General features: G+C 60.2%; 23 protein-coding genes, 1 tRNA gene and 3 pseudogenes. 13 read left to right on the forward strand and 14 right to left on the reverse strand.

Annotated elements, in window-relative coordinates:
- Positions 1–12: 12 nt before the first annotated feature.
- Positions 13–270, reverse strand: a complete 258-nt coding sequence (locus CWO89_RS20755; RefSeq protein WP_130580598.1) for a PilZ domain-containing protein — start codon at positions 268–270, stop codon at positions 13–15.
- Positions 271–496: 226 nt separating this feature from the next.
- Here CWO89_RS20755 and CWO89_RS20760 point away from each other — a divergent pair.
- From CWO89_RS20760 to CWO89_RS20785, 6 genes and pseudogenes are all read left to right on the forward strand, one after another.
- A tRNA-Glu gene (locus tag CWO89_RS20760) sits at positions 497–571 on the forward strand.
- Between the two features lie 289 nt (positions 572–860).
- Positions 861–1281, forward strand: a pseudogene (locus CWO89_RS47980) (hypothetical protein).
- A gap of 9 nt (positions 1282–1290) precedes the next feature.
- Positions 1291–1953: an SOS response-associated peptidase gene (locus CWO89_RS20770; RefSeq protein ID WP_130580599.1), complete on the forward strand. Its 663-nt coding sequence runs from the start codon at positions 1291–1293 to the stop codon at positions 1951–1953.
- Complete coding sequence (locus CWO89_RS20775; RefSeq protein ID WP_130580600.1) at positions 1950–2174, forward strand: hypothetical protein; 225 nt, start codon at positions 1950–1952, stop codon at positions 2172–2174. Before CWO89_RS20770 ends, CWO89_RS20775 begins: the two co-directional genes overlap by 4 nt.
- Before the next feature lie 215 nt (positions 2175–2389).
- A complete protein-coding gene (locus CWO89_RS20780; RefSeq protein ID WP_130580601.1) occupies positions 2390–2680 on the forward strand; it encodes a hypothetical protein in 291 nt (96 codons plus the stop codon).
- Positions 2681–2962: 282 nt separating this feature from the next.
- Complete coding sequence (locus CWO89_RS20785; protein WP_130580602.1) at positions 2963–3187, forward strand: hypothetical protein; 225 nt, start codon at positions 2963–2965, stop codon at positions 3185–3187.
- A 409-nt stretch (positions 3188–3596) separates the two neighbouring features.
- Here the strand turns inward: CWO89_RS20785 and CWO89_RS20790 are convergent, their stop codons facing one another.
- Positions 3597–3743, reverse strand: coding sequence for a DUF3606 domain-containing protein (locus tag CWO89_RS20790; protein ID WP_245476418.1), 147 nt, complete (start codon positions 3741–3743; stop codon positions 3597–3599).
- Here CWO89_RS20790 and CWO89_RS47985 point away from each other — a divergent pair.
- Positions 3733–3901 (forward strand): annotated as a pseudogene (locus CWO89_RS47985) (SOS response-associated peptidase); the annotation flags it as partial. The gene CWO89_RS20790 and the pseudogene CWO89_RS47985 sit on opposite strands and share 11 nt — an antisense overlap.
- A gap of 109 nt (positions 3902–4010) precedes the next feature.
- A complete protein-coding gene (locus CWO89_RS49575) occupies positions 4011–4298 on the forward strand; it encodes a DUF6894 family protein (protein WP_130580604.1) in 288 nt (95 codons plus the stop codon).
- Here CWO89_RS49575 and CWO89_RS20805 read toward each other — a convergent pair.
- Positions 4295–5023, reverse strand: a complete 729-nt coding sequence (locus CWO89_RS20805) for a Crp/Fnr family transcriptional regulator (protein ID WP_130580605.1) — start codon at positions 5021–5023, stop codon at positions 4295–4297. The two genes, CWO89_RS49575 and CWO89_RS20805, sit on opposite strands and share 4 nt — an antisense overlap.
- Positions 5024–5334: 311 nt before the next feature.
- Positions 5335–5595, reverse strand: coding sequence for a hypothetical protein (locus CWO89_RS20810; protein WP_130580606.1), 261 nt, complete (start codon positions 5593–5595; stop codon positions 5335–5337).
- 1120 nt (positions 5596–6715) lie between these two features.
- On the opposite strand from CWO89_RS20810, the gene CWO89_RS20815 reads away from it, so the two are divergent.
- Positions 6716–6949, forward strand: coding sequence for a hypothetical protein (locus CWO89_RS20815; RefSeq protein ID WP_130580607.1), 234 nt, complete (start codon positions 6716–6718; stop codon positions 6947–6949).
- Between the two features lie 116 nt (positions 6950–7065).
- Complete coding sequence (locus CWO89_RS20820) at positions 7066–7398, forward strand: low affinity iron permease family protein (protein WP_130580608.1); 333 nt, start codon at positions 7066–7068, stop codon at positions 7396–7398.
- A gap of 75 nt (positions 7399–7473) precedes the next feature.
- On the opposite strand, the gene CWO89_RS20825 is transcribed toward CWO89_RS20820, so the two are convergent.
- The 9 genes from CWO89_RS20825 to CWO89_RS20860 all read right to left on the reverse strand — a co-directional run bounded on the left by CWO89_RS20825 (position 7474) and on the right by CWO89_RS20860 (position 17286).
- Positions 7474–8661 (reverse strand): 6-phosphofructokinase, encoded by a 1188-nt coding sequence (locus CWO89_RS20825; RefSeq protein WP_130580609.1) that lies wholly within the window; start codon positions 8659–8661, stop codon positions 7474–7476.
- A gap of 38 nt (positions 8662–8699) precedes the next feature.
- Positions 8700–9851, reverse strand: a complete 1152-nt coding sequence (locus tag CWO89_RS20830) for a fructose-1,6-bisphosphatase (protein WP_349644893.1) — start codon at positions 9849–9851, stop codon at positions 8700–8702.
- 761 nt (positions 9852–10612) lie between these two features.
- Entirely contained in the window at positions 10613–10879 is a 267-nt protein-coding gene (locus CWO89_RS20835) for a DUF6894 family protein (protein ID WP_130580611.1), read from the reverse strand.
- A gap of 42 nt (positions 10880–10921) precedes the next feature.
- Positions 10922–11632 (reverse strand): Crp/Fnr family transcriptional regulator, encoded by a 711-nt coding sequence (locus CWO89_RS20840; protein WP_130580612.1) that lies wholly within the window; start codon positions 11630–11632, stop codon positions 10922–10924.
- A 206-nt stretch (positions 11633–11838) separates the two neighbouring features.
- A complete protein-coding gene (locus CWO89_RS45995; protein WP_155255580.1) occupies positions 11839–12006 on the reverse strand; it encodes a hypothetical protein in 168 nt (55 codons plus the stop codon).
- A 330-nt stretch (positions 12007–12336) separates the two neighbouring features.
- Entirely contained in the window at positions 12337–12675 is a 339-nt protein-coding gene (locus tag CWO89_RS20845; protein ID WP_130580613.1) for a hypothetical protein, read from the reverse strand.
- 172 nt (positions 12676–12847) lie between these two features.
- Positions 12848–13621, reverse strand: coding sequence for a class I SAM-dependent methyltransferase (locus CWO89_RS20850; RefSeq protein WP_130580614.1), 774 nt, complete (start codon positions 13619–13621; stop codon positions 12848–12850).
- Between the two features lie 246 nt (positions 13622–13867).
- Positions 13868–16366, reverse strand: a complete 2499-nt coding sequence (locus CWO89_RS20855; RefSeq protein ID WP_130580615.1) for an arylsulfatase — start codon at positions 16364–16366, stop codon at positions 13868–13870.
- A 560-nt stretch (positions 16367–16926) separates the two neighbouring features.
- Positions 16927–17286, reverse strand: coding sequence for a hypothetical protein (locus CWO89_RS20860; protein WP_130580616.1), 360 nt, complete (start codon positions 17284–17286; stop codon positions 16927–16929).
- A gap of 139 nt (positions 17287–17425) precedes the next feature.
- Between CWO89_RS20860 and CWO89_RS20865 the strand changes: the two genes are divergently transcribed.
- Positions 17426–17860, forward strand: a complete 435-nt coding sequence (locus CWO89_RS20865) for a bleomycin resistance protein (RefSeq protein WP_165421255.1) — start codon at positions 17426–17428, stop codon at positions 17858–17860.
- A gap of 30 nt (positions 17861–17890) precedes the next feature.
- Positions 17891–18575, forward strand: a pseudogene (locus CWO89_RS20870) (DUF4336 domain-containing protein).
- A gap of 384 nt (positions 18576–18959) precedes the next feature.
- Here CWO89_RS20870 and CWO89_RS20875 read toward each other — a convergent pair.
- Positions 18960–19229, reverse strand: coding sequence for a hypothetical protein (locus tag CWO89_RS20875; RefSeq protein ID WP_130580617.1), 270 nt, complete (start codon positions 19227–19229; stop codon positions 18960–18962).
- Between the two features lie 242 nt (positions 19230–19471).
- Between CWO89_RS20875 and CWO89_RS20880 the strand changes: the two genes are divergently transcribed.
- Complete coding sequence (locus tag CWO89_RS20880; RefSeq protein WP_130580618.1) at positions 19472–20704, forward strand: Zn-dependent hydrolase; 1233 nt, start codon at positions 19472–19474, stop codon at positions 20702–20704.
- Positions 20705–20982: the final 278 nt, after the last annotated feature.

Genomic DNA, 20982 nt, shown 5'->3' on the forward strand with positions numbered 1-20982 from the left:
GAAAAGTGGGTACTAGCTCACGAACTTGACGCCCAGGGTCCTGCCGCGACGCCACACCACCTCGCAAGGCCGTCCAGTGCGCGTGTCGCGCGACAACGCCAGACGCAATTTTCCAGGCAGCGTGTTGGGATCGTCGATCGTGATTTTGGCGCCGGTGGACGACATGTCCTGCACCACGCAGGGCCGCGCGGCGAATCCGCCCTCCAGCGTGATCCAGCCGGGCTGATGCATCGATTTGCGCGCGTCGCGCTTCTTGCTGCTGAACGCCATGCGGGACGCCTACGGCATCAGGCTTTACAAAGCGTTGCGAGACCCCCGCGGTTTTTCGGGTATCGGGCCCCGCGCGAAGCCGTCGGGGGATGGCTGCAAAAAGCGCCATCCTGCGGCTTGCCCCCCCACCCAATCACCACTATACGTTCGCTCCGTCGCCGCCAGTAACCGTCGGCGGCCGATCTGGCATATCCCGCGGCTAACGCATTGATCTGCCGATTGTTTTGCTCCCTTCGTCTATCGGTCAGGACGCCACCCTTTCACGGTGGAGAGAGCGGTTCGATTCCGCTAGGGAGCGCCATAGCGCTCCGACGCAAAAAATAGCGCCGCTAGATCAATCGCTTAGAAGATACCCAGAAAATGTGTTGGACAGTTTGTTGGACAGTCTAATCGGGCTTTTGTTCTGCAGCTGTTCACCGGCCTAGTGTGGGCTCAATGACTGCCGCCGGCTTCATTTGTCAGCCGCTTTCCGGGAGCCGGCGCCGGCACAATGCGCAAGAGCGGCGGCACCGGTCCTTAGTCGTTTCCGAGCGACGCACCGCAAGCCCTAGCGGCTTGCCGCGGTGTCCCACACGACGCATTTTCAGGTCATGGGCACCAAGTCACGCGAGAGTATCTTTGGCGCGTCCGTACGCGCCGCTGCCGAGCAGGCGGCTGAAGCTCGGAAGGCCGCCGATCGGCTCGCCTGCCAAGCCTGGAACAAGCGCATGCTAGCGTTTCAGGGACCGGCGCAGCCCTCGCCCGCGCTCGGCGACGCGCGCTCAATGCCGGCTACACCTATCTTGAGGTGAAGTGCCTCGGCTGCGAAACGCACTAGACTAGACGGTCGCGCTCGACATCGTGCGCCGGCCGAAGTCGACGCCGATCCACGAGCTCGAGCGCTATATGCGCTGCAAGCTGTGCTCGGAGCAGCGCGGCTGTTCCTATAAGCGCAGCCACCTCGTCGCCCTGCGGCCCACGAAGATTTCCGCGCAAGATCCGCCATCGACGTGGTGGCCGGGCGAACGCTAAGGACCCCTGATGTGCAATCTCTATTCGATCTCGACCAACCAGGAAGCGATCCGTGCGCTGTTCCGCGTCGTCAACCGCTATGTCGGCAACCTGCCGCCGATGCCCGGTGTGTTTCCTGACTATCCGGCGCCAGTGGTGCGCAACGCTGCGGAGGGCCGCGAAATGGTGCTGATGCGCTGGGGCATGCCGCCACCGCCGCGCAACGGTGGCCCGCCTGTGACGAATATCCGCAACACCAGTTCGCCGCACTGGCGCGGCTGGCTGAAGCCGGAGAACCGTTGCCTGGTCCCCTTCAACAGCTTCGCTGAATACGCGCCGGAGCCGAACGCCGCGACGAATAAGAAGGACGTGGTCTGGTTCGCGCTGAACGAAGACAGACCACTCACGGCCTTTGCCGGCATCTGGACCGAGTTCAAGGGCGACCGCGGCACCAAGTCGAAGCCGGTCCCCGGCCCTCACCTTGTCTACGGTTTCCTGACCACCGAGCCGAACGTTGTCGTCGCGCCGATCCATCCGAAGGCAATGCCGGTCATCTTGACGACGGACGAGGAGCGCGACGTTTGGCTGCGCGCGCCCTGGGACGAAGCGAAGGCGCTGCAACGGCCACTGTCCGACGATGCCTTGAAGATCGTCATGCGCGGCCCCGACAAGGAAGATAAGTTAGCCGCATGAAATACGCCGAAAGCCGCCCCTACGCCGACACGGAAAAGGCCGCCCGCCGCATCATGGAGCTGGCGCACGCCGTGGAGCCCGTCCAGGACGGGCGCATCTACGTCGAAAAAATCAACTACCCGTTCATCTTCCAAGACAACGGCTCGCCGGCCGAGTACGGCGCTGGACGAGAACTGGCGATCGAGCGCGGCTGGCTTTGGATGCACGAGAGCGGCACCTAGGTGAAGATCACGCCGGAAGGCGCCGAGCTGTTTGCTTGACTAGCATCAATTCATCAATTCGCTGATGTGGCTGGCCGGTGACATGGCCACCGACGTGCTTCACCGCGCATTAGAGGAATGAAGCAGTCGCTAGAGCGTACTTCTGGGATGGGCGAAGATTCCGCAAGCGGGGTGATAAATCTCGTAACACCGGAAAATTTCGTGGGAGACCATCCATGGCTGACGAACCGCTCACGGTAGACCCAGGCAATATTCCAGAAGCGCTTTGCATAGGAAAAATCAATCTGGCGTCGGGGCCTGGGCCGCTCATGACACTCACATTTACAAACGTTCGCCCAAAGGCGGGTCCGCTATTCGATTCGGATCGGATTGAGCATGAAAACGTCGTTCGTGCTCGCATTGTGATGACGTTGGACAATTTGATTGCATTGCGCGATCTATTGAACAGTTCGATACGGCAAACGCCAGCTCCTTGCGCCAGCAGCAGGGCCGCCAAGGTCCATTAGCGGCGCGCTCGGTATGCTGCCTTGCGAAGCGGCGACGATTTCAGCGTCGGCAACGAATTTTCGAAGCGAAAGCAAATCCGACATCTTTTGTGCCAGCACATCGGTATCTGACGCGAGTTGCTCGCAAAGCTCTTTGGCACTGCGTGTTGAAGCGCGCATACCAGCCGCCCTCCTTCTTTGGAAAGGAAGTAACCTGATATGACCGTGAAAGTTCGGTAATTAATTTTTTAATATATCATTTAATTTCACATTAAATGTCGATCGGCAATAGAGGAGAAGGCAATGAAGGTCGGTTTTGGCATAGCCGCCGCGATTTTGGCCCTCGCTCTGACGACAATCACCCCGCCTGCGCAAGCCTGCAATGACAGGGGAAATTGCGAGAACGCGCCCGGTCAGAACAAAAACGTCAGCGGAGCCCCCGGGCCGATCGCTGGTGCAGGTCTTCCGATCCTTGCCATTGGCTACGGCGTCTACTGGCTGATCAGGCGCCGCAGGAAGCAGAGCTGACATTTTCCCTTGATGCCAGGGCATGCTCAAATAGGAGGGAACGCCGGTCTCTCCGCACGCAAGATCACTGCAGCAGCAGGCACGTCGGCGTTTCTTGACGATCGATAATGCGTAAACGCTTGGCTAGTCGCCAGCAACACCGCGGCAAAGACAACAACCAAGACAAGTTGAAGCATATCTTCCATCGCCATCACACCGGAATCGCCTGGCGGTAGAACGAAATCAGCAATGCCTCCGTTCCCGCATGTCGGGAAAAAGATGCAATCGAGTTCGACTTGGGACGCTCTTGCCTCGTGTAAGAAGGGCCTCAGCAAAGTGGAAGCTGAGGCCCAGAGGTCGACGGCTGGCTGGGCCGTTCGAATTGGCACGGTTAGGACGCACTCGTAATGCACTGTACGCCGAGCTGTTCCTATCTCTTGCGCGCGAGCCGCTTCTCCACCCGCTTGCGGCTGTTGCCAACCTTCTTCACTGGCTTCTTCACGGCGACGGCCGATTTACAGGTCTTCTCGGATTCGTAGTTGACTTCGTGCCGCTGTCGGCCGGCGATCCATCGCAAGGCGATGCCGGTGATCCTGACGACGGACGGACGAGGAGCGCGACGTCTGGCTGCGCGCGCCATGGGATGTGGCCAAGGCGCTCCAACGGCCGCTGCCTGACGACGCCCTGAAGATCATCATGCGCGGCCCCGATAAGGAAGACAGGCTGGCCGCATGAAGTACGTCGACGAGCCCCTACGCCGACCCGGAGGAAGCGAACTGGCGCATGCTATCGAGCCGGTGCAGGAGCACCTACATGAAGATCACGCCTGAAGGCGCCGAGCTGTTTGCCTAATCGGCATAGGAACGAAAGCCCCGCTGGGGGCGTTCACGCGTTCATCACGCCGCGCTACTTCTTTCATATTTCGAACGGCCATCCCTTCCGAGACCCGAAAGGTGAGGAACTGCGGGATGACAACGCTGCTTGGGAGCAGGCGCTAAGAACCGTGCGTGATATCGAGTCGTCGCTCGACCTTGATGGATCGCCCGAGTGGTCGATTGAGGTCAAAAGGGGCCATAGTTCAATCTTTCGAATCGATGTGTCCGCTAGGAGGATTGAATCCAATCAGCCCTAGAGGCCCGGGCGTTGATGCAGGTAGGTGCCATCGAACCCCGCCAAAGCCTCCAGCTTTTCGGGTTGGAGAAGGCGAAAGTTCGCTCGATCGACTGTCAGAAGCCCATCCCCCCGAAGCTCCTGCAGCACTCGGTTGACATGCACCGTCGACAAGCCGAGGCAGTCGCTAAGCACTGACTGCGTGACCGGCAGTTCAAATCCACCATCCTTGGCTCGGCCTACGGCTTCGAGCCTTCGGTAAAGCTCGATAAAAAGGTGCGTCATCCGGGCAGTTGCCGATCTGCGCCCGACATTGACGATCCATTCCCGGAAAATGGCCGCATCAATCAACGTTTCCCGCCAAAGAGCCGCTGCCACCTTCGGACGCTCCTTGCTCATTTGCCACATCGCGTCATGCGAGATGAATCCAAGGGTGCACGGCGTTAGCGCCATCAAGTCATGGTCCATGACCCCGAGGTGGAGGCTTTGCAGGTCGGGAATTTCGCCTGGGATGTGCAACGAAAGAATCTGCCGCTGCCCGTCGAAGGTCGTCTTCGAACGAAAGCCAAAACCCTCGGCGAGGAGGCAGCATTCTGTCGGACGAGCACCATCGGCCACGATCACCTCGAGCGCGCGGAGACTTTTGCTTCGGATTGGCAAACGCTGGATTGCCTGGATGTCGTCTCCATCCAAGGAGTTCGACATCGTCAATTTTGTGATGAGAGCAGTCGTCAAAATTCCCGTCATCGGCATCTCCAGACACGCCGGAACGGGCAGTTAAATACTGCTCCGGCCGAAACAGCGGGAGCGCTACACTCTCAGTCACCAGCGCCCTACGATCGTTGCCGGTGATGCAAGTTAACGCGGGCTAATAAATTGGTTCCCAGAATAAACAACTTAATGCTCGCAAGGCCTGGAACGGGGAGCCTCCGGGATAGCCCGGGGTCGGTGCCGCTCCGCAGCAACGTGGTCGAGCGGGCGCCTCATTCGAAACGCCTCCTGTTCATAATGACAAGGCAGCTACGACAATGATGGGCATTCACTAGATGCGAATAGCTTCACCGACTACGATCCGGCGGACCACGCACGCCAATGCCGGACGCGATCGCACTCGCTATGGCGTCCTGAAATTCGTTCGGCCCAACGGCCAGCCATCCCTTTTCTTTTGGGAAACTTAGTAGCCGCTGGATGGCACGTTCCGCATTGGACACCTTTTCTCGAAGTGCAAGCAGCTCTGCTCTCTTCTGTTCCAGCCTATCAACGGAGATGAGCAAGGATTGAAAATTATTCATCGAACCGGTTTTGTTGAAAACAACCATATGCGCCTCCCTTCTGGGAATAAATAGCATCTCGTACTTTGAGGAGTGATTCCTTTACCTGTGTTAGATGAACGCGAGACTCCCTGCCCGTCGTTCGCCGGCGCATCGAAGTGCGGGAAAGCTCGGCAGCGTTTAGGAACGATCAGGCTTGGCCGAGGTCAACTCGCACCGAGGGCAAAGGCTTCTGGCTGAATGCATAGCCCCGAGGAGGGTTAGTTTACCTGCCTACCCGATGGCGCAGCCATGACCATTCACCGAATACATCTGATGACCAGCCTAAAGGAGCCGCTGAATGCAACGAGGGGCGTTGTGGGTGCCAAAAACTCGGGCCTATATTGCGAAAACGAAGACTGCAGAGAATTTATTTCATTGGCGGTCGGTACTGCCCCACGAGGAGACAAGATCGAGGTCGTTGCTGAGCCACCCGGAAGTCAGCAGCTTTTCGTCTGTCCGGCGTGCTCGCATAGGCAGTGGCGTTTTCTGCACGAGCTCGTCTATGTCCGCTTGACGAGAGTGCGCAGGCGCAAGCGTCCGCGGAACCAAGTCAGTTAGCAAACGTCTAAATGACGGACGAGGAGCGCGACGTCTGGCTGCGCGCGCCCTGGGACGAAGCAAATCGCTCAAGCGTACTTCAGCTTTAGCTCGTGATGCGCGAAGATTCCGCAAGCTGTGGTGGAGGACTTTCGTCAACGACCACTAGGACCGGAAGATTTTTTGGGAGACCATCCATGACCGAGGAGCCACTCACGGTAGACCCAGGCAATATTCCAGAAGCGCTTTGCATAGGAAAAATCAACCTCTCGTCGGGGCCTGGGTCACTCATGACACTCACATTTACAAACGTTCGGCCAAAGGCAGGTCCGCTATTCGATTCGAATAGGATTGAGCATGAAAGCATCGTTCGCGCTCGCATTGTTACGACGTTGGACAATTTGATTGCATTGCGGGATCTATTGAACAGTTCGATACAGCAAACGCCAGCTCCTTCCGCCAGCAGCGGGGCCGTCAAGGTCCATTGATGTGTTGTTGGCAGGACGAATTTTCGGAACATCAAGGATGGAGGCGAGTTTAAATACGGCCGTAATCTAGGCGGAGGCCCGAGACAAAGAAGGGCCGAACCATGACAACGTTCCGAACCGATCAAGTTGACGACAATAGGGTGAACATCAAGCGCGCCCCGAACATGCTGGCTGGGTCGATCGCCCGGGTCGACGATCACTGGCACGTCGAGATCGTGTGGGGCGGCCCTGGCGGCGCCATCACCTACGAGGCACCATCACTGCCCCGCGCGTTGGCGTTCATGGACGGGGTCGACGCGGCATTCGAGCGGGTGATAATGCTCGGTGAGCGCTAAAGCCGCAGGCCGACAGAGCATATGGCAGCCAAGGCGCCAGAAGTGCCGGCTCACAGCGCGTTATTCGCGGCGGAGAGTTGAGGTGGAACGCGCAACTTCCAGCCAAGTTCTCCAGGATGGCCTTTAAGAAGATTCGAGCGTGGCTGACGCAGCTCGGCGTGCTAACCGCGCGCCCCGCGGCGTTTGCGCTTTTCGCCATGTACGGCATCGCCTGGATTGCCTTAGGCAACGGTTTGGAGTGGCACTCCCTAGCCACGCTCGCGACCTGGGGCATGACGTTGGTAATTCAGCGCGCCGAACACCGAGACACCGAGGCCATTCACGCCAAATTGGACGAGCTTCTTAAAGCAAGCCGCCGGGCGAGCAATGAGCTAATGGACATCGACGACAAGGATGCGGAGGAAGTCGAGCGGGAACGCGAGGAGGTTCGCGCTGAGAAGTCGGGATAGCTCAATCTGCGGGAGCCCAACACGGCGCGTCGAAACCCTGGATACCGTGTTCTCGAGCATTCTCTGCCTGCCATCCTAAGACGCGCGGTTGAGAAAAATCGGCAGCCCCCGCTTATTGGAATAGAGAGGACGGTAGCGCTCCGTGTTGTATGTGCTGGCGACGTCCAGTTTGCGCGGTCCGAGCCTGGCGTCAGGGATGGGCACGAGGTCATAGCGGCCCTCGACCAGCGCCGACATGAGGCCGGTCTTGCCTTCCAGGATGGCATCGTAGGCCATGTTTCCAAAAGTCAGGGCGACCAGCTTGTCTATGAAGTCAGGATCGCCCGATCGCAGGTCGTAGGTGAGATCAGAGACGATCGTGTCCTCGCCGGCGCGCCGCTTTATCTCGTCGGCAAGCGCTTCGGCCACGCTCGCCTTCTTGCGGTGACCGTAGGCGTCGGGCTCGCCGTATTCCGGCGCTTTGTAGCCCTCCCATTCGGCGCCTTCGCTCAACACGATCAGCGCATAGTTGCTTGGGTTGCCGCGCTTGTCCTCGAGCAGCAACTGGATCAGCTTGTCGAGATTGACCTTGTACTCCGGTATCGCGCATCGGATCGAGGTCGCGTATGCGGTATAGAGTGCTGTAAAGCCGGCATCGCGGCCAAAGATGCGGAAAATGCCAACGCGCTCGTGCGAGCCGACTGTGGTGCGCTGCCGCTGGATCGCATCGCTGGCGCGGGTGATCGCCGTCGAGAAGCCGATGCAGTACTCGGTGTTGCGGACGTCGTTGTCCATCGTCTTCGGGATGGCGATGATCTTGACGCCGAGTCCGTTCAGCTTGTCCGCATAGCTGAGCGTGTCATCGCCGCCGATGGCGATCAAATGTTCGATGCCGAGCCCCGACAGGTTCGCCAAGACCTGGTCGGTGAGCTCCCAGGTCTTGGTTGCGATCCCGCCCCTGGTGCTCTCCGAGACCGGAACGTCGCTGCCGACAAGATGATCGGGCAGCTTTTTCATCTTGGAGGGATTGGTGCGGCTCGAGTGCAGCACGGTGCCGCCGCGTCGGTCGATGATGCGCGTGTTTTCACGGTTGAGCGGAATGAGGTAGTGCGATTTGCTGGCGGGGTCGTCGAGGTTCAGGTGCGTGAGGGCCTCCCAACCGCGGCGGAGACCGACGACCTCGATGTCGTCCTCGCTGCCGCGATAGGTCACAGTCTTGATGATTGCGTTGAGGCCGGGAACGTCGCCACCGCCCGTGAGAACGCCGATGCGCTTTTTCGCCACGCTCGCCTCCTTCCACTGCTGCCGGCCTGCAGCGTTCCCTACTCGGCCGCTTCCGGCTTACGCTCCTCGCGCAGCCGAAAACGCTTCAGCAATGCGGACACGGTATCGCGGAAGCCGCCATACTCCAACTCGGAATAGGGCAGCATCGCAGCGCCGGACCAGCCTTGGCTGCGCATCTCGATTGCCTTGCGTTGTGCGCTCCGGCGTACCTCGTCCCACGCCGGATTGTCAAAGAAATCGGTGTAGGACTCTGAAAAGCGGCCCTCCTTGTCGATCGAAAAGCCGGCGCAGGAAACGATCGGCAGGCAGTACATGCCAGTCACCGGTGTATTAAGCGGCACGGGCATGAGCGGCATCACATGCGAGCCGCGCGCATCGCCACCCACGAAGTGTGCCTTGGCGAAGGGAGAGACGATTTCCTCAGGCGCCGGGAAAATTCCCTGGTTCCTGATGATCGCGACCGGATCATCCTTGCCGGTGTACTTGCCTGCGATCGCGTGAAGACGCTGCGCCGACACGGCGGCGGCGACCTCGCCATGTGTTTGAGAAACGATGCGATCAATGCCAAAGCGCTCGTTGTCGCGGAGCAGCGCGGCAATGTGGTAGTTGTCCGCGGGCGCGTTGAGTTCGATCACGCTGTCGCCGGCTGTGTTGTCCATGTCGATGATATGGAAACGGAATCCCTTGATCATCTGGGGCAGCATCAGCCCCGCGCAATACATTGGATCAGCAAAGGCAAGGTAAAGCGGCAGGTTGTAGGCGCCGGGGCCGCATTTGTCGGCGGCGAACACCATGAATGACTCCGCGGGTCTCGGACCCGAGAGGCTGTGGTCGAAGCTGAGCTCGGCGACGCCCGGACCGGCACCGCGAATGTTTCCGGAAGGTGCGTCTGCGAGAAGATCCTGGCCGGCGCCGTAGAGACCGGACGTCTTCGCAACCGAAGTGGCGGCGAGAAACGCCTTCCAGGCGAGTTGATGGATCTCAGGGCTCCCCTCGCCCCGTGTGTGCGTCATAATGATCGCGATGTCGTCGCCGGTGTGGCAGATGAAGGCATCGATCAAAACGCCATTGCAAATCGCCTTGGCGACCTCGCCCTCGACCGTTGCGATCATGCGTGAAGACGGTTTCGTATGCCCGCCTACGGACCCAATGTCAGCCTTGATGACCGAAAGAGTAAGTCTCATGAGCATCCCTCCCAACAGCACAGCACAGCACAGCTCAGCGCCTCGGCCACGACGCTTGCTGCGCCGGGGCGACGGCGCTGCTCATCCGCGGAAACAAACGTCTAATGTTGCGATTAGGTTCCAGCGGGAGGTGTAACTGCAGCGCGCTGCACGGCAACGATGCCACGCACCGTCACGCTGAGCATCCTGCCAACTCTGGCGCATTGGCTCAAGGATCGATCGCCGCTCGATATGTTGCGTCGGAAGCGGCGGATGGAGGCATGTCCCCTCCGCAACAATCTCACACATCGCCATCTCGCAAGCTCAGCACACCAAGGCTTCGCTGGCGAACCGCCGCGTAGTCCTGGGGATCAATGAGCCTTTCGTCTGCCGCGAGAGGGGGCGTGCCGTTCGACCGAGGCGCGGACCTCGCGTGTGCGGCGCGTTGCTGCCAACTCCGCATCCGCGACACGTTTGCGAAGCGCAAACAGGGCCGTCACTTCGCGCTGAAGATCGAACAGGCTGGTTGTGTTGAGATAAAAATGTGCCTCCGACATAAGAGGCCCGCATGGTCGTCGCATTGGCTACGCCTCCGCTGCGAAATGCTCCTGCTTTTCCCATGAGGCAGGGCCATTTGCAAATAACCCATGTGATTCCAGATTTCCGGAGATCGTCTCCTTTAAGCGCGTATCGTACGGCGCGCAGAACGCCCGGTGTGTGCACTTTTGAACACAAGCGATACGGGAGTGAGTTGGCTTGCCGCAATCGAGGGCACGCTCAACTTGGTTCTACAGCGTTTTCGAGCGCGTCATTGTTGTGGCGGGACCGCTGCCACGCCGGATCCGCAAGTCTTCAGTCGCGAGGCTGATACGGAAAATCGTCGTGCCGTCTTCGACGACGTCCAGCGACCAGCTTTCACCCGGTTGCAGCGATCCCTCGATATCGCGCACCAGTCGCAGGGCTTCCGCCCAGGCGGTTTCAGCATCCGGCAGTTCCATGCCCTCCCGGTCATGGAAAGGCCTGAGCCCGGCAATGTGAAACTGATAGATATGCATTTTGCGCCAACGCGAGGCAGCTCCCTCTCGTTCCGCAAAGCTTCATTGCTGATGCAGATAGGTATCGTTGAACCCTCCGATCTCCACGAGCTTCTCGATGTCGCTCAGCTTCACCATGTTCTTCTGAATGTCGAGCACGCCCTCGGCACGAAAGGACTGGAGCACCCGGTTGACATGTACCGCGCTTAGCCCCAGCGCCTCCGCCAGCCTCGACTGGGTGATCGGAAATTCGAACTCGTCATCGGCGGCCAGCCCCATTGCGGTCAGCCGCTGGCGGAGTTCGGCAATGAGATGGGCCATGCGTCCTGCGGCTGTTCTCGTGCCCAGGCTCACAATCCACTCCCTGAAGACAGCCGCGTCCACCAGCGTTTCACGCCAGAGCGCCTGCGCGATCGATGGCCGCACTTCGATGAGCTGATGGATGGAACGATGCTCGATGAAGCCGATCCGAGCGCGCGACAGCGTCACCAGATCGTGGTCCATTCGGTCAAGGAAAAGACCCTGCAGGTCCGGCATGTCGCCTGCGGGGTGGAACGACAGGATCTGTCGCTTGCCGTTCTCCGCCACCTTGGCGCGATAGGCAAAGCCACTCAGGATCACGCAGCAATGCGTCGCGTGTTCGCCTTCGCGAACGACGACCGTTTCTTCCGGAAATTCCTTGACCTGAACACGCAAGGAGCGGAGCGCGGAAACATCATCGTCGCTCAATTTGGAATTGACCCGCAGCCTGCGGATCATCATTTCGCTGGGCATTTGTCCAAACCAAAGGCAGGTGCAATTGCAATAACGCGCGAGAGCTGTCGCCCTTTTGCCGTTCAGCGGTAAGACGAAAAGCCTACCCCTCCTCGCCGGGGTTAGCTAGTCATTGTTCCCGACCTGCAGGGGTTCGGTTGCGCTGCCGCGAATCCGCGCGCTATACTTCCCGTTTCAAGGGCTGAGGCTGCGAGGCGAGCGATCACCTAATGATCGGCGGATTCCTCGTTGCGGACAGGCTGGTGCTCGACGGCCAGTGTTCGGTAATGCGCAGCCATCTCGCGGTAATGCGCCCGCGAGATCGGATCCTTCGCCTCCTCGGCGCGCCGCTCGAACATTTCCGCTCGCTTCCGAAGTTCCATAGCGTCGGCCATCGATCCTCCGCCATTCGCCTCATTGGACCTGATAGGGATATGGTCGCGACGTGCGGCCAACACCAGAGAGACAAGGATTACAGTCGGTTCACAATTAGCGCGATTTGCTTGCCTGAGGCTGCGGCGTGCCGCCGCGACCTGCGCCCGGAACGGCTCGGTCCGAGCGATCCGAAGCCGCCATGAGCAGCACCTGTCCATAATTCTCGTAGAGGGGAACGCCGGGCTGGTAGAGCGGCCCGGCAGGCGCTGCCGGCGGCGGCGCACCACCGGACGGCGATGCAGGCGGATTGATGAGACTTGAACGCCGATACCGGTCGCCATCCGTCGGGATTAGCGACTGGCGACGCGCGATCCGTCAGGCCGCTCTGCGGTCTCCTGCGGCTTGATGCAGCCTTTGCAGATCACGAGCTTGCTGGCGAGCTTGCGATCGGCATCTTCGTCAGAAACCTGCTCCCGCTCATCCGCGGATGGCACGGTCGCCTGAGCCACCTTCGCTGAGTGTCTGGGCGTTCGCCGCGGCGCGTTCGGATCCTCTCCCGCCCCGTCCCAGGCAAACGTTCTCGGCCCGGTCGAAGCCGTATTCGTCACGCCATATTGCGCGCAGGCACCAAGCGCGAGCGGAAGAAGCAGGATGACGATCCGGCAGGCCGGGTTCCGAACATGACGCATGGCGATACTCTGATACAACTGATGCTGTGAGCTAAGTGCAGAATGGCTAACAAATCGTTTCAGCTAGATGCCCATTGATCAGAGCGAAAAGATGGCCGAAGCGGCGATGGAGATCGCGAGAAGGAAGAATGCGTAAGTCAGTGGGGAGCAGCTTTTGAGTCCCCTGCTCTTCCTACCGACGGCGCACGATCTCAGCAGTCGAAACAACGAACTCGGTCAGCACACCGTCCCGGCTCATCGGCATCAAGCGCACCTCGACATCGCGCAGCATCGGCTCGACCTTCTCGCCCAAGACGGCCGGCGAGGAGGACGAGAAGGTCAACATGCGTTGCGCCAAGTCAGCCACGCTGGTTTGCTTCACGCTCTCGACCCGGATCATCTCGGCGGCCTGGAATGCGGTGCCTTGCAGCAGGGAGGAAAGCTCGCGATGCACGCGCTGCCCCGAACGCGACTCGGACCATAGATTTTTGTCCGACCAGTCACGCCGTGCTGCGGTGTATTCCTCAAGCCATACATTGCGCCCGTCTGTCACGGAGCCGGACGCGCATATGGCGACGACGCCACCCGGCGCCACCAGCCGTTCGAACAGCGGGCCCAAGGTGCTCTCGTCCAGCCAGTGGAGCGCTCGTCCGATGGTAACGAGATCGAAGCGCCCGATGCTCTCGGGCAAGTCCTCCGCCCTGCCCTCGACCAGCGTCACCTCCCGTCCGGCCTGCTCGGCCGTCTGTCGCGCGGCCGCCAGCATGTTCGGCTCGGGATCGACGGCGACAATGCGTCCGACATAGTCCGCAAAGCCGAGCGCGAGCAGGCCGGGCCCGGTGCCGAGATCGATCAGCGCATGCTGCTTCGTCAGCGCCAAGCGCTGGGCGACCTCACGGAAGAACGCGGCAGGATATGGCGGCCGGAATTGCTCATAGAGGTCAACTGTCGTTGCAAAACGTCCCATTCCGCACGCCCAATCATCGAGGTCATCGAAGTGTGTACAGCGAAAGTAACCCGCTGCACCGGCGCGTCACCTTAAATTTGGATCACATCTTTACGCGCACCCCGTTGTTGGCCAAAGCGTTCTGGCGTGGCCGCCTACCCTTCCGGAATGGCTGCTTTGGCCACGAGCCGACAGCGGCGATGGGTCGCTCTCCGGTTCTTCGGGAGGTGGGCATCGAGGAGCTCGATTCCGCCGCCTCTTGATCGATCAGTGAACGGCCGTCATGGCCTTGGCCAATTGCTCGTGAAGTCGGCGTTGTTCGTCGTCGCTAAGCTTCTGCGGTTCGAGCACGACGACAAATCGTTTGAGCGTTCCGGTAAAGCGGAACGGCATCTTGTCGGCATATACCTCCAGTACCGGAGTTCCCGTATCTTGACCGACATCGAAGGTTTCATCGAGCGAGAACCGACAAGGCAGGGTTTGTGGAATCCGTCCCTGTGCGACCTGCTTTTCGTCTACCAGCAAGGTGGCTATCCCCCCCTTGCCGATGCCGCCGCCTTCGTACTCGAATTTGACGCGGAGGATATGATTGCCAGCCGGGAGCGACTGATCGGATGCCACTTTGAACTTGTGGTCCGGCTGGTTCGAAAGCGCGTAGGCGAAGACGGGCTTGCCGTCCATCGCCAGCAGTGCCCAGCCGCCGAAACGGCCTCCGATCGTGGCCAAGACGCCGTTCGCACCACCCTGCGGGATGGCTACTTCGGCCGCGATCGTCCACGACTTATTCTTGAAGTCCGGCGCCGATCCCTCCGGGATCCGGATCATCCCCGGAAAGTAGGCGAACTCGCTCCGGCCGCGCGTCAGGCTCGGCCGAATTGCCGGATCAACCCGGGATGCGAAGCTGGAGTCGAGCGGATAGACATTGTATTTCCTTGCTTCCGCATCGAACGCATCCTGCAGCTCTTTGAGCTTCGCGGGGGACTTTGCCGCCAGATCGTTCGACTGGCTGAAGTCTTCACTGATGTTGTAAAGCTCCCATTTGAAGTCATCGGGGTTGGGCTCGTATCCGCTGGTCACCCAGGGCAGGCGAAGCGGCGTCGTGCTCGCCATCCAGCCATCCTTGTAGATGGCCCGGTTCCCCAACATCTCGAAATATTGGGCGGTGTGTTGTGTCGGCGTCGTGCCGCTGTCAAAGGTATAGACGAGGCTCACGCCATCCAATGGCTTCTGCTTCACGCCATCCATGATATCCGGAGGCGTGACCTTCGCGGCCTCATAGATGGTCGGCACGATATCGATCACGTGGCAGAACTGGGTTCGCAAGCCGCCCTTGTCCTTGATGCGTGCCGGCCACGATATCACCATGCCGTTGCGGGTACCGCCGAAGTGCGATGCAATCTGCTTCGTCCATTGCATCGGGGTGTCCATCGCGTGCGCCCAGCCGACCGGATAGTGGTTGTAGGTCAGCGGGCCGCCCAGCTCGTCGATCATCGAGAGCAGAAACGGGAGGCTCTCCGTCACGCCATTGGCGGCGGTAGCGACCTCGTTGGTCGTGCCCTGCAGGCTGCCCTCGGCACTCGCGCCATTATCACCCATCATGAAAACGACGAGCGTGTTATCCATCTGGCCTGATTGTTCGACAGCGTCGAGCAGACGACCGATGTTGTAGTCAGCGTGTGACAAGGCGCCCGCGTACACTTCCATCATCCGCGCATACAGGCGCTTCTGGTCCGCCGACAAGGAATCCCACGCTGGGATCTGTTCCGGGCGGGCGGTCAGCTTGGTATTGGGCGGCACAACTCCCAGCTTGATCTGCCTCGCGAGCGTCTTCTCGCGCAGCCTGTCCCACCCCTGATCGAACTGCCCCTTGTATTTCGCGATCCAGTCTTTCGGCGCGTGATGTGGTGCATGCGCAGTGCCGGTCGCGTAGTAGAGCAGCCACGGCTTGTTGGGCGCGAGCGCGTGCTGCATCCGCATCCAGGCAATCGCCTTGTCGGCGAGATCGCGATCCAGGATATAAGCAGGGTCGCCCAAATAGGGCTCGATTGGCGTCGTATTCTCGTAGAGTGCCGGGTGCCATTGGTCGCTATCACCGCCAATGAACCCATAGAAATACTCAAAGCCCAGGCCATTCGGCCACAGATCGAACGGGCCTGCCTGACTGGACATCCAGTCCGGCACATTGTGCATCTTGCCGAACCACGATGTATTATAGCCATTCTCCCTGAGAACGGCCCCCACAGAGCCGGCGCTCTTCGGCACCAGCGAATTGTAGCCGGGATAACCGGTCGCGAACTCGGTGATGACCCCGCTCGCCACCGAATGATGGTTGCGTCCGGTGATCAGTGCTGCCCTGGTAGGAGAACACAGCGCGGTGGTGTGATAACTGTTGTAGCGAAGCCCGTTGTCCGCGAGCCGCTGGAAGTTGGGGGTCTGGATGGGCCCTCCAAACGTGCTGGTCGCGCCGAAGCCCACATCGTCAGTCAAGATCAGGAGGACGTTCGGTGCCCCCGCCGGGGCCTCGACCCCTTTTGGAAAGTCGGAGACCGAACCCTTCACTGTGCGCTCGATCTTCCCCGAGAAGGGCGGCTCCGGCCTCGGCAGTACCGTGTCTGTCGCGGCAGATGCCGTGCGCGGAAGCGCAGTCGACGTAATCACTGATGCAGCAAGGAGTGAGGTGGAGCCGAGCAGACGGCGTCGACTGATCTCGATCCTTTTCGCGGGGGAAGAACGATTGGACTTGTTGCCTTGTTCGTCGTCGCGCATGGTTGCCTCCTACGATACCGGCATGTCTCCGAAGTTGCGGACATCCATCGTCTCTGGCGACATCTGTCTCCGTGCGATCTGTTACTTGCTGGTCATCGGGCAGTATGTTGGGTGAATGGCAACACCCGTTGGAACTCGGGCCCATTGCGGCTGCTATGCAGCCCCGACCAACATCCCATTCGCGGCTGGGACAGCGCCACAGGTCCGCTTGGAGTCCAAAATCGCGGATGCGACACAGCTCTTCTTGATCTAAATCAATCGATTTGTGCCTTGGGTCAGCTCACACCCTAGCCTTTCTCCTCCGTGAGCAGATAGGACCGGAATGCCCCGGGAGCTGCCGTTGATCCCACAGGGGCGGAGCGGACCTGTTCTGCCTCTCCTCGTAAAGGAAGCTTCGGAACATGAGCCGCCGCTGTCGGCAAACGGATGCACGCCTGCGGTCTTTGAGCACTAGAGCATGATCCGGAAAAGTGTGAAGCGGTTTTCCGAAAAGATCATGCTCAAACAATAACCTAAAGCGCGATGATGATTCATCCTCATCTCATCGCGCTTTAGGCCAATCAGCCGCAATTCCAGATCGGCCCAATCGGCGTTCGCGTCCAGCAAGGGCCGAAGCTGCCGCCATTGTAGCGACCGCCGTAGAATCCAGGCCGGCCGAAATAATGCCAGTCGCCATCCCACCCGTAATATCTTGGCACTGGATCGATGTACCAATGGCGCCGGTCGCGGCGCGCCATGCGCGAAGCCAAAGTTTTCTGCTTGTAAAGTGGAAGGCTGTTGTTCGGTGGCTGCTGATAGCCCGGAAGGAAGCCGTAGCCGTGCCAGCGTGGCGGCGCTCGTTTGTGAACCGGCGCAGCCGGCGCTACGACCGGCAGCAGTGACAGGACGATGGCAATCGACAGACACATCAGGCGCGACATAAGCACAACATAGACGTCCGGCTGCTCGGAAGCGACTCAAATCCGAGTGCATGGTTGCTCCCGACTTTCTCTCATCGATTCGATACGCTAAATCGACCGTCATGTTTTCAGAGGTTCAAATTCTGAGGACCGGTGAGCCATGGGAATACCAGCAGATAGATTGCCAACCGGCGGCTTTGCTCGCCTCGTCCCCGAGCTGGACGTGCTTGACCTGGAACAGAGCAAGACATTCTGGTGCAAGATACTTGGTTTCCAGATTGCCTATCAGCGCCCCGAAAATCGCTTCATGTACCTCGAACTGCAAGGAGCTCAGGTCATGCTGAAGCAACAAAATGGTAACTGGGAAACTGGGGCTCTGGAACGACCGTTGGGACGCGGGATCAACTTTCAGATCTTCGTCGACTCAGTCGCACCTCTTCTCGATGCACTGAAGCATGAGAAATGGCCCCTCTTCAGAGAGTGTCATGACGCCTGGTATCGGATTGCAGGAGAGGAGCGCGGCAACAGGCAATTCCTGGTGCAGGACCCTGACGGCTACCTCCTGCGTTTCGCACAGGATTTGGGAAGCAGGTAATTCGCTCGAACGGCACCAGTCGGACCAGCCATGTTGAACGAATTCGCTCACGATATCTGGACTGCGGATGGACCCGACGTCGCAGTAGCCGGATTTCATTATCCCACCCGGATGGCCGTCATCAGACTGTCGGACGGAGGCCTCTTCATCGCCGATCGCGCTCACCGATAGCCTGCGGGCAGAGGTCGATGCCGTCGGTCAGGTGCGGCACATCATTGCTCCCAATTCACTTCATCACCTGTTTCTTCCACAGTGGAAGCGCGCCTACCCCGGCGCCAAGCTCTACGCCCCACCAGGATTGCGCAGGAAACGCGAGGACATCGTCTTTGACGCTGACCTCGGAAGTGTGCCGAGCCCGGATTGGACCAAGGAGATCGATCAGGTCCTGATGCACGGCAACCTGATCACGACGGAGGTGGTGTTTTTTCACATCAAGAGCGGGACCGTGCTGTTTACCGATCTGCTCCAGCAGATTCCGGCCGACCGCAATTCCGGCTGGCGGGCCATGGTCGCGAAGCTGGACCTCATGGTGGGGCCCGAGCCGTCGGTGCCGCGCAAGTTTCGTGTCGCCTTTACCAAACGCCGCGCTGCGCGAAAGTCGCTGGACCACATTCTCGCGTGGCCAGCCGAAAAGGTGCTGATGGCTCACGGGACACCGGTGGAAAAGGACGCGCGAGTATACCTGCGCCGTGCGTTTGGGTGGCTGACCGCGTGATTTAGAGCGTCGGAGCCGCGAAGACGCTTACATGCAAATTGCAGGAAGGTTCGCGTGTTAGCTGCGCAATAGGTCGCTTCTGACGACCCCTACAACACTATTCAAAACAGAAGAAAGGTCCCGATCAGGATGCCTGCAGCAAAGGACCAAAGTCCCAAGGTGCAGGCTGAAACGACGCGGACGAGGTTACGAAGCTGCTCCTCGTGCTCCTCCTCTGCTGTCTTAGGGAGATGAGCCGTCATTGGCGCTATCTTGCCCATGCTTTTGCTCGGCATTGGCAGGATTTACGCCCCCAAATCATGGTGAAGGCGGGGCAATTTGCCCGCCCCAGCGATGCCGATGTTGTGATCAGGCTTGAGGCCGAGCCGCAGCAGAAGCAGCGTTTTAGTGGGTCAGGAAGGTCCGCTTGGGATCATGACAGCCGCCCAATAGATCGTCCGGTACATTGCCGAACGCGCGCAGCACGGTGGTCGTCGATTCCGGATAGCCGACGCGGACGAACGCGACGGCTCCGGCATGGCCCAGGACCTGCCAAAAACCTTTGGCGCGCTCGATCGCCGCCGCAGGGCTCGCGCATTTGAAAGGCTCGCCGGCGACAAGACCATCGTCGGTCAGGTCGAATGGCATGGCGACAAAGAGAGTGATCTCGCCCATGGCCGTCTCCCCGATTATTTCGCTGCCCGTCTGATGGGGCTGATCGCGCATTGAAAGCAAGTTTGGCTCGTCCTGGCTTGCGCCAAATCAATATGGCTTCACCGATCCGTCATTTATGCTGTTTGGTCCGCGCAGACCAGAGGTCTGTCCCGACCGAAGGCGTACCCCCGGCAAAGCCCGCTTTCCCTAGCGCGCGGCGTATGCGAGCCTGGACGGAAGAAACCATCAACGGTGCATCCGCCATGCCCGATCCAGACTTGTCTGTCGACGGCGCCCGCGTTCTCGCCGATCTCAATGCGCTCCGCGCCATCGGCGCCTACAAGACCGGCGTGCACAAGCCGACGTTTTCGGAGCCGCATATGCGCTCGATCGAGTGGCTTGCCGCGAAGCTTCCGGAAGCCGGCCTCGCTCCCACGATCGACGGCATCGGCAACGTTCTCGGCACCAGCGCAAAACCTGGCTTGAGGCTCCTGGCCGGCTCGCATCTCGAAAGCCAGAATTTCGCCGGCTGGCTCGATGGACCGCTCGGCGTCGTCTATGCGCTCGAAGCCGCCCGCGTCATCAATCCCGACGCGAGCCTCCGAGGTGCCGTCGAGGTCGCCGCCTGGTGCGACGAGGAAGGACATTTCGGCCATTTCCTTGGCAGCCGTTCCTACGTTGGCGCCGTGACCGAAGCGGAGGTCGATGCCGCGCGCGACCGCAGCAACGGCCGTCCCATGCGTGAAGCGCTGGCGAGTGTCGGGCTTGCCGGCCGCCCGCGCGTCACCGCCGAACGCGGACGGCACGTCGGATATCTCGAGGCCCATATCGAGCAAGGCCGGACACTCGAAGACAGCGGCCTCAAGATCGGCGTCGTCACCTCCATCGTCGGCATCTGGCAATATCGCATCACGTTCACCGGCGAGCAGAACCACGCCGGCACCACACAGATGGCGATCCGCCGCGATGCTGGCCTTGCGCTCGCCAAATTCTGCGTCGCGATCGACGACAGCTTCCCTGCCCTGTGCGGACCGCGCACGGTATGGACCACCGGCCGCATCACGCTCGACCCCGGCGCGCCCAGCATCATTCCCGGCCGCGCCAAAATGCTGTTCCAGATGCGCGACGACGATCCCGGCGTGATCGAACGCCTGGAGGCGCATTTGCGCCGCATGGCCGCCGAGGTCACGGCGGAAGGCCGCTGCAGCGTCGAGGTCGAGCGCATCCGCACCGGCACGCCGGCGATGATGGATGCCGCGTTCCAGGACGCGATCGAAGCCGCCAGCGCGCGCTTTGCCGACGGCAAGTCGATCCGGATGCCAAGCGGCGCCGGTCATGACGCCCAGGTCCTCGCCACCATCATGCCATCAGGCATGCTGTTCGTGCCCTCGATCGCCGGCATCAGCCATCACTGGAGCGAGAACACCGACGACGCCGACATCGTCACCGGGGCAAAGGTGTTTGTCGATGCATGCCGGCGACTGCTTGCGCGGTGAACGCGCGCCACGGATCTCACTCTCCGTCATTCCGGGGCGTGCGCAGCGCGAGCCCGGAATCCATTTCGCCACGTGTTCTGCGGCTGGATGGATTCCGGGCTCGATGCTTCGCATCGCCCCGGAATGACAGCGTGTGTTGAGGCGCGAACTGCGACAAATCAACCCGACGGGCAAATCAGCAGAAACGTGTCCATCCTTCATGCGAAAAATGTTCCGCTTTCGCCGTCGGGCAAATCAGCACTATGACTCCGCGCGTCTCACCCAAGAGAGGGGCGGGT

Source organism: Bradyrhizobium sp. Leo170, from assembly GCF_004296405.1.
In the GTDB taxonomy this organism is placed as follows: Bacteria; Pseudomonadota; Alphaproteobacteria; order Rhizobiales; family Xanthobacteraceae; genus Bradyrhizobium.

Coding starts and splice junctions, on each gene's coding strand:
- CWO89_RS20840 (WP_130580612.1), bottom strand. CDS start 11,632: ATGCCCAGCGAAATGATGATCCGCAGGCTGCGGGTCAATTCCAAATTG.
- CWO89_RS20785 (WP_130580602.1), top strand. CDS start 2,963: ATGAAGGTCGGTTTTGGCATAGCCGCCGCGATTTTGGCCCTCGCTCTG.
- CWO89_RS20810 (WP_130580606.1), bottom strand. CDS start 5,595: ATGGTTGTTTTCAACAAAACCGGTTCGATGAATAATTTTCAATCCTTG.
- CWO89_RS20845 (WP_130580613.1), bottom strand. CDS start 12,675: ATGCGTCATGTTCGGAACCCGGCCTGCCGGATCGTCATCCTGCTTCTT.
- CWO89_RS20850 (WP_130580614.1), bottom strand. CDS start 13,621: ATGGGACGTTTTGCAACGACAGTTGACCTCTATGAGCAATTCCGGCCG.
- CWO89_RS45995 (WP_155255580.1), bottom strand. CDS start 12,006: ATGGCCGACGCTATGGAACTTCGGAAGCGAGCGGAAATGTTCGAGCGG.
- CWO89_RS20775 (WP_130580600.1), top strand. CDS start 1,950: ATGAAATACGCCGAAAGCCGCCCCTACGCCGACACGGAAAAGGCCGCC.
- CWO89_RS20820 (WP_130580608.1), top strand. CDS start 7,066: ATGGCCTTTAAGAAGATTCGAGCGTGGCTGACGCAGCTCGGCGTGCTA.
- CWO89_RS20860 (WP_130580616.1), bottom strand. CDS start 17,286: ATGTCGCGCCTGATGTGTCTGTCGATTGCCATCGTCCTGTCACTGCTG.
- CWO89_RS20780 (WP_130580601.1), top strand. CDS start 2,390: ATGGCTGACGAACCGCTCACGGTAGACCCAGGCAATATTCCAGAAGCG.
- CWO89_RS20770 (WP_130580599.1), top strand. CDS start 1,291: ATGTGCAATCTCTATTCGATCTCGACCAACCAGGAAGCGATCCGTGCG.
- CWO89_RS20880 (WP_130580618.1), top strand. CDS start 19,472: ATGCCCGATCCAGACTTGTCTGTCGACGGCGCCCGCGTTCTCGCCGAT.
- CWO89_RS20830 (WP_349644893.1), bottom strand. CDS start 9,851: ATGCTCATGAGACTTACTCTTTCGGTCATCAAGGCTGACATTGGGTCC.
- CWO89_RS20755 (WP_130580598.1), bottom strand. CDS start 270: ATGGCGTTCAGCAGCAAGAAGCGCGACGCGCGCAAATCGATGCATCAG.
- CWO89_RS20835 (WP_130580611.1), bottom strand. CDS start 10,879: ATGCATATCTATCAGTTTCACATTGCCGGGCTCAGGCCTTTCCATGAC.
- CWO89_RS20875 (WP_130580617.1), bottom strand. CDS start 19,229: ATGGGCGAGATCACTCTCTTTGTCGCCATGCCATTCGACCTGACCGAC.
- CWO89_RS20805 (WP_130580605.1), bottom strand. CDS start 5,023: ATGACGGGAATTTTGACGACTGCTCTCATCACAAAATTGACGATGTCG.
- CWO89_RS20815 (WP_130580607.1), top strand. CDS start 6,716: ATGACAACGTTCCGAACCGATCAAGTTGACGACAATAGGGTGAACATC.
- CWO89_RS20855 (WP_130580615.1), bottom strand. CDS start 16,366: ATGCGCGACGACGAACAAGGCAACAAGTCCAATCGTTCTTCCCCCGCG.
- CWO89_RS20865 (WP_165421255.1), top strand. CDS start 17,426: ATGGGAATACCAGCAGATAGATTGCCAACCGGCGGCTTTGCTCGCCTC.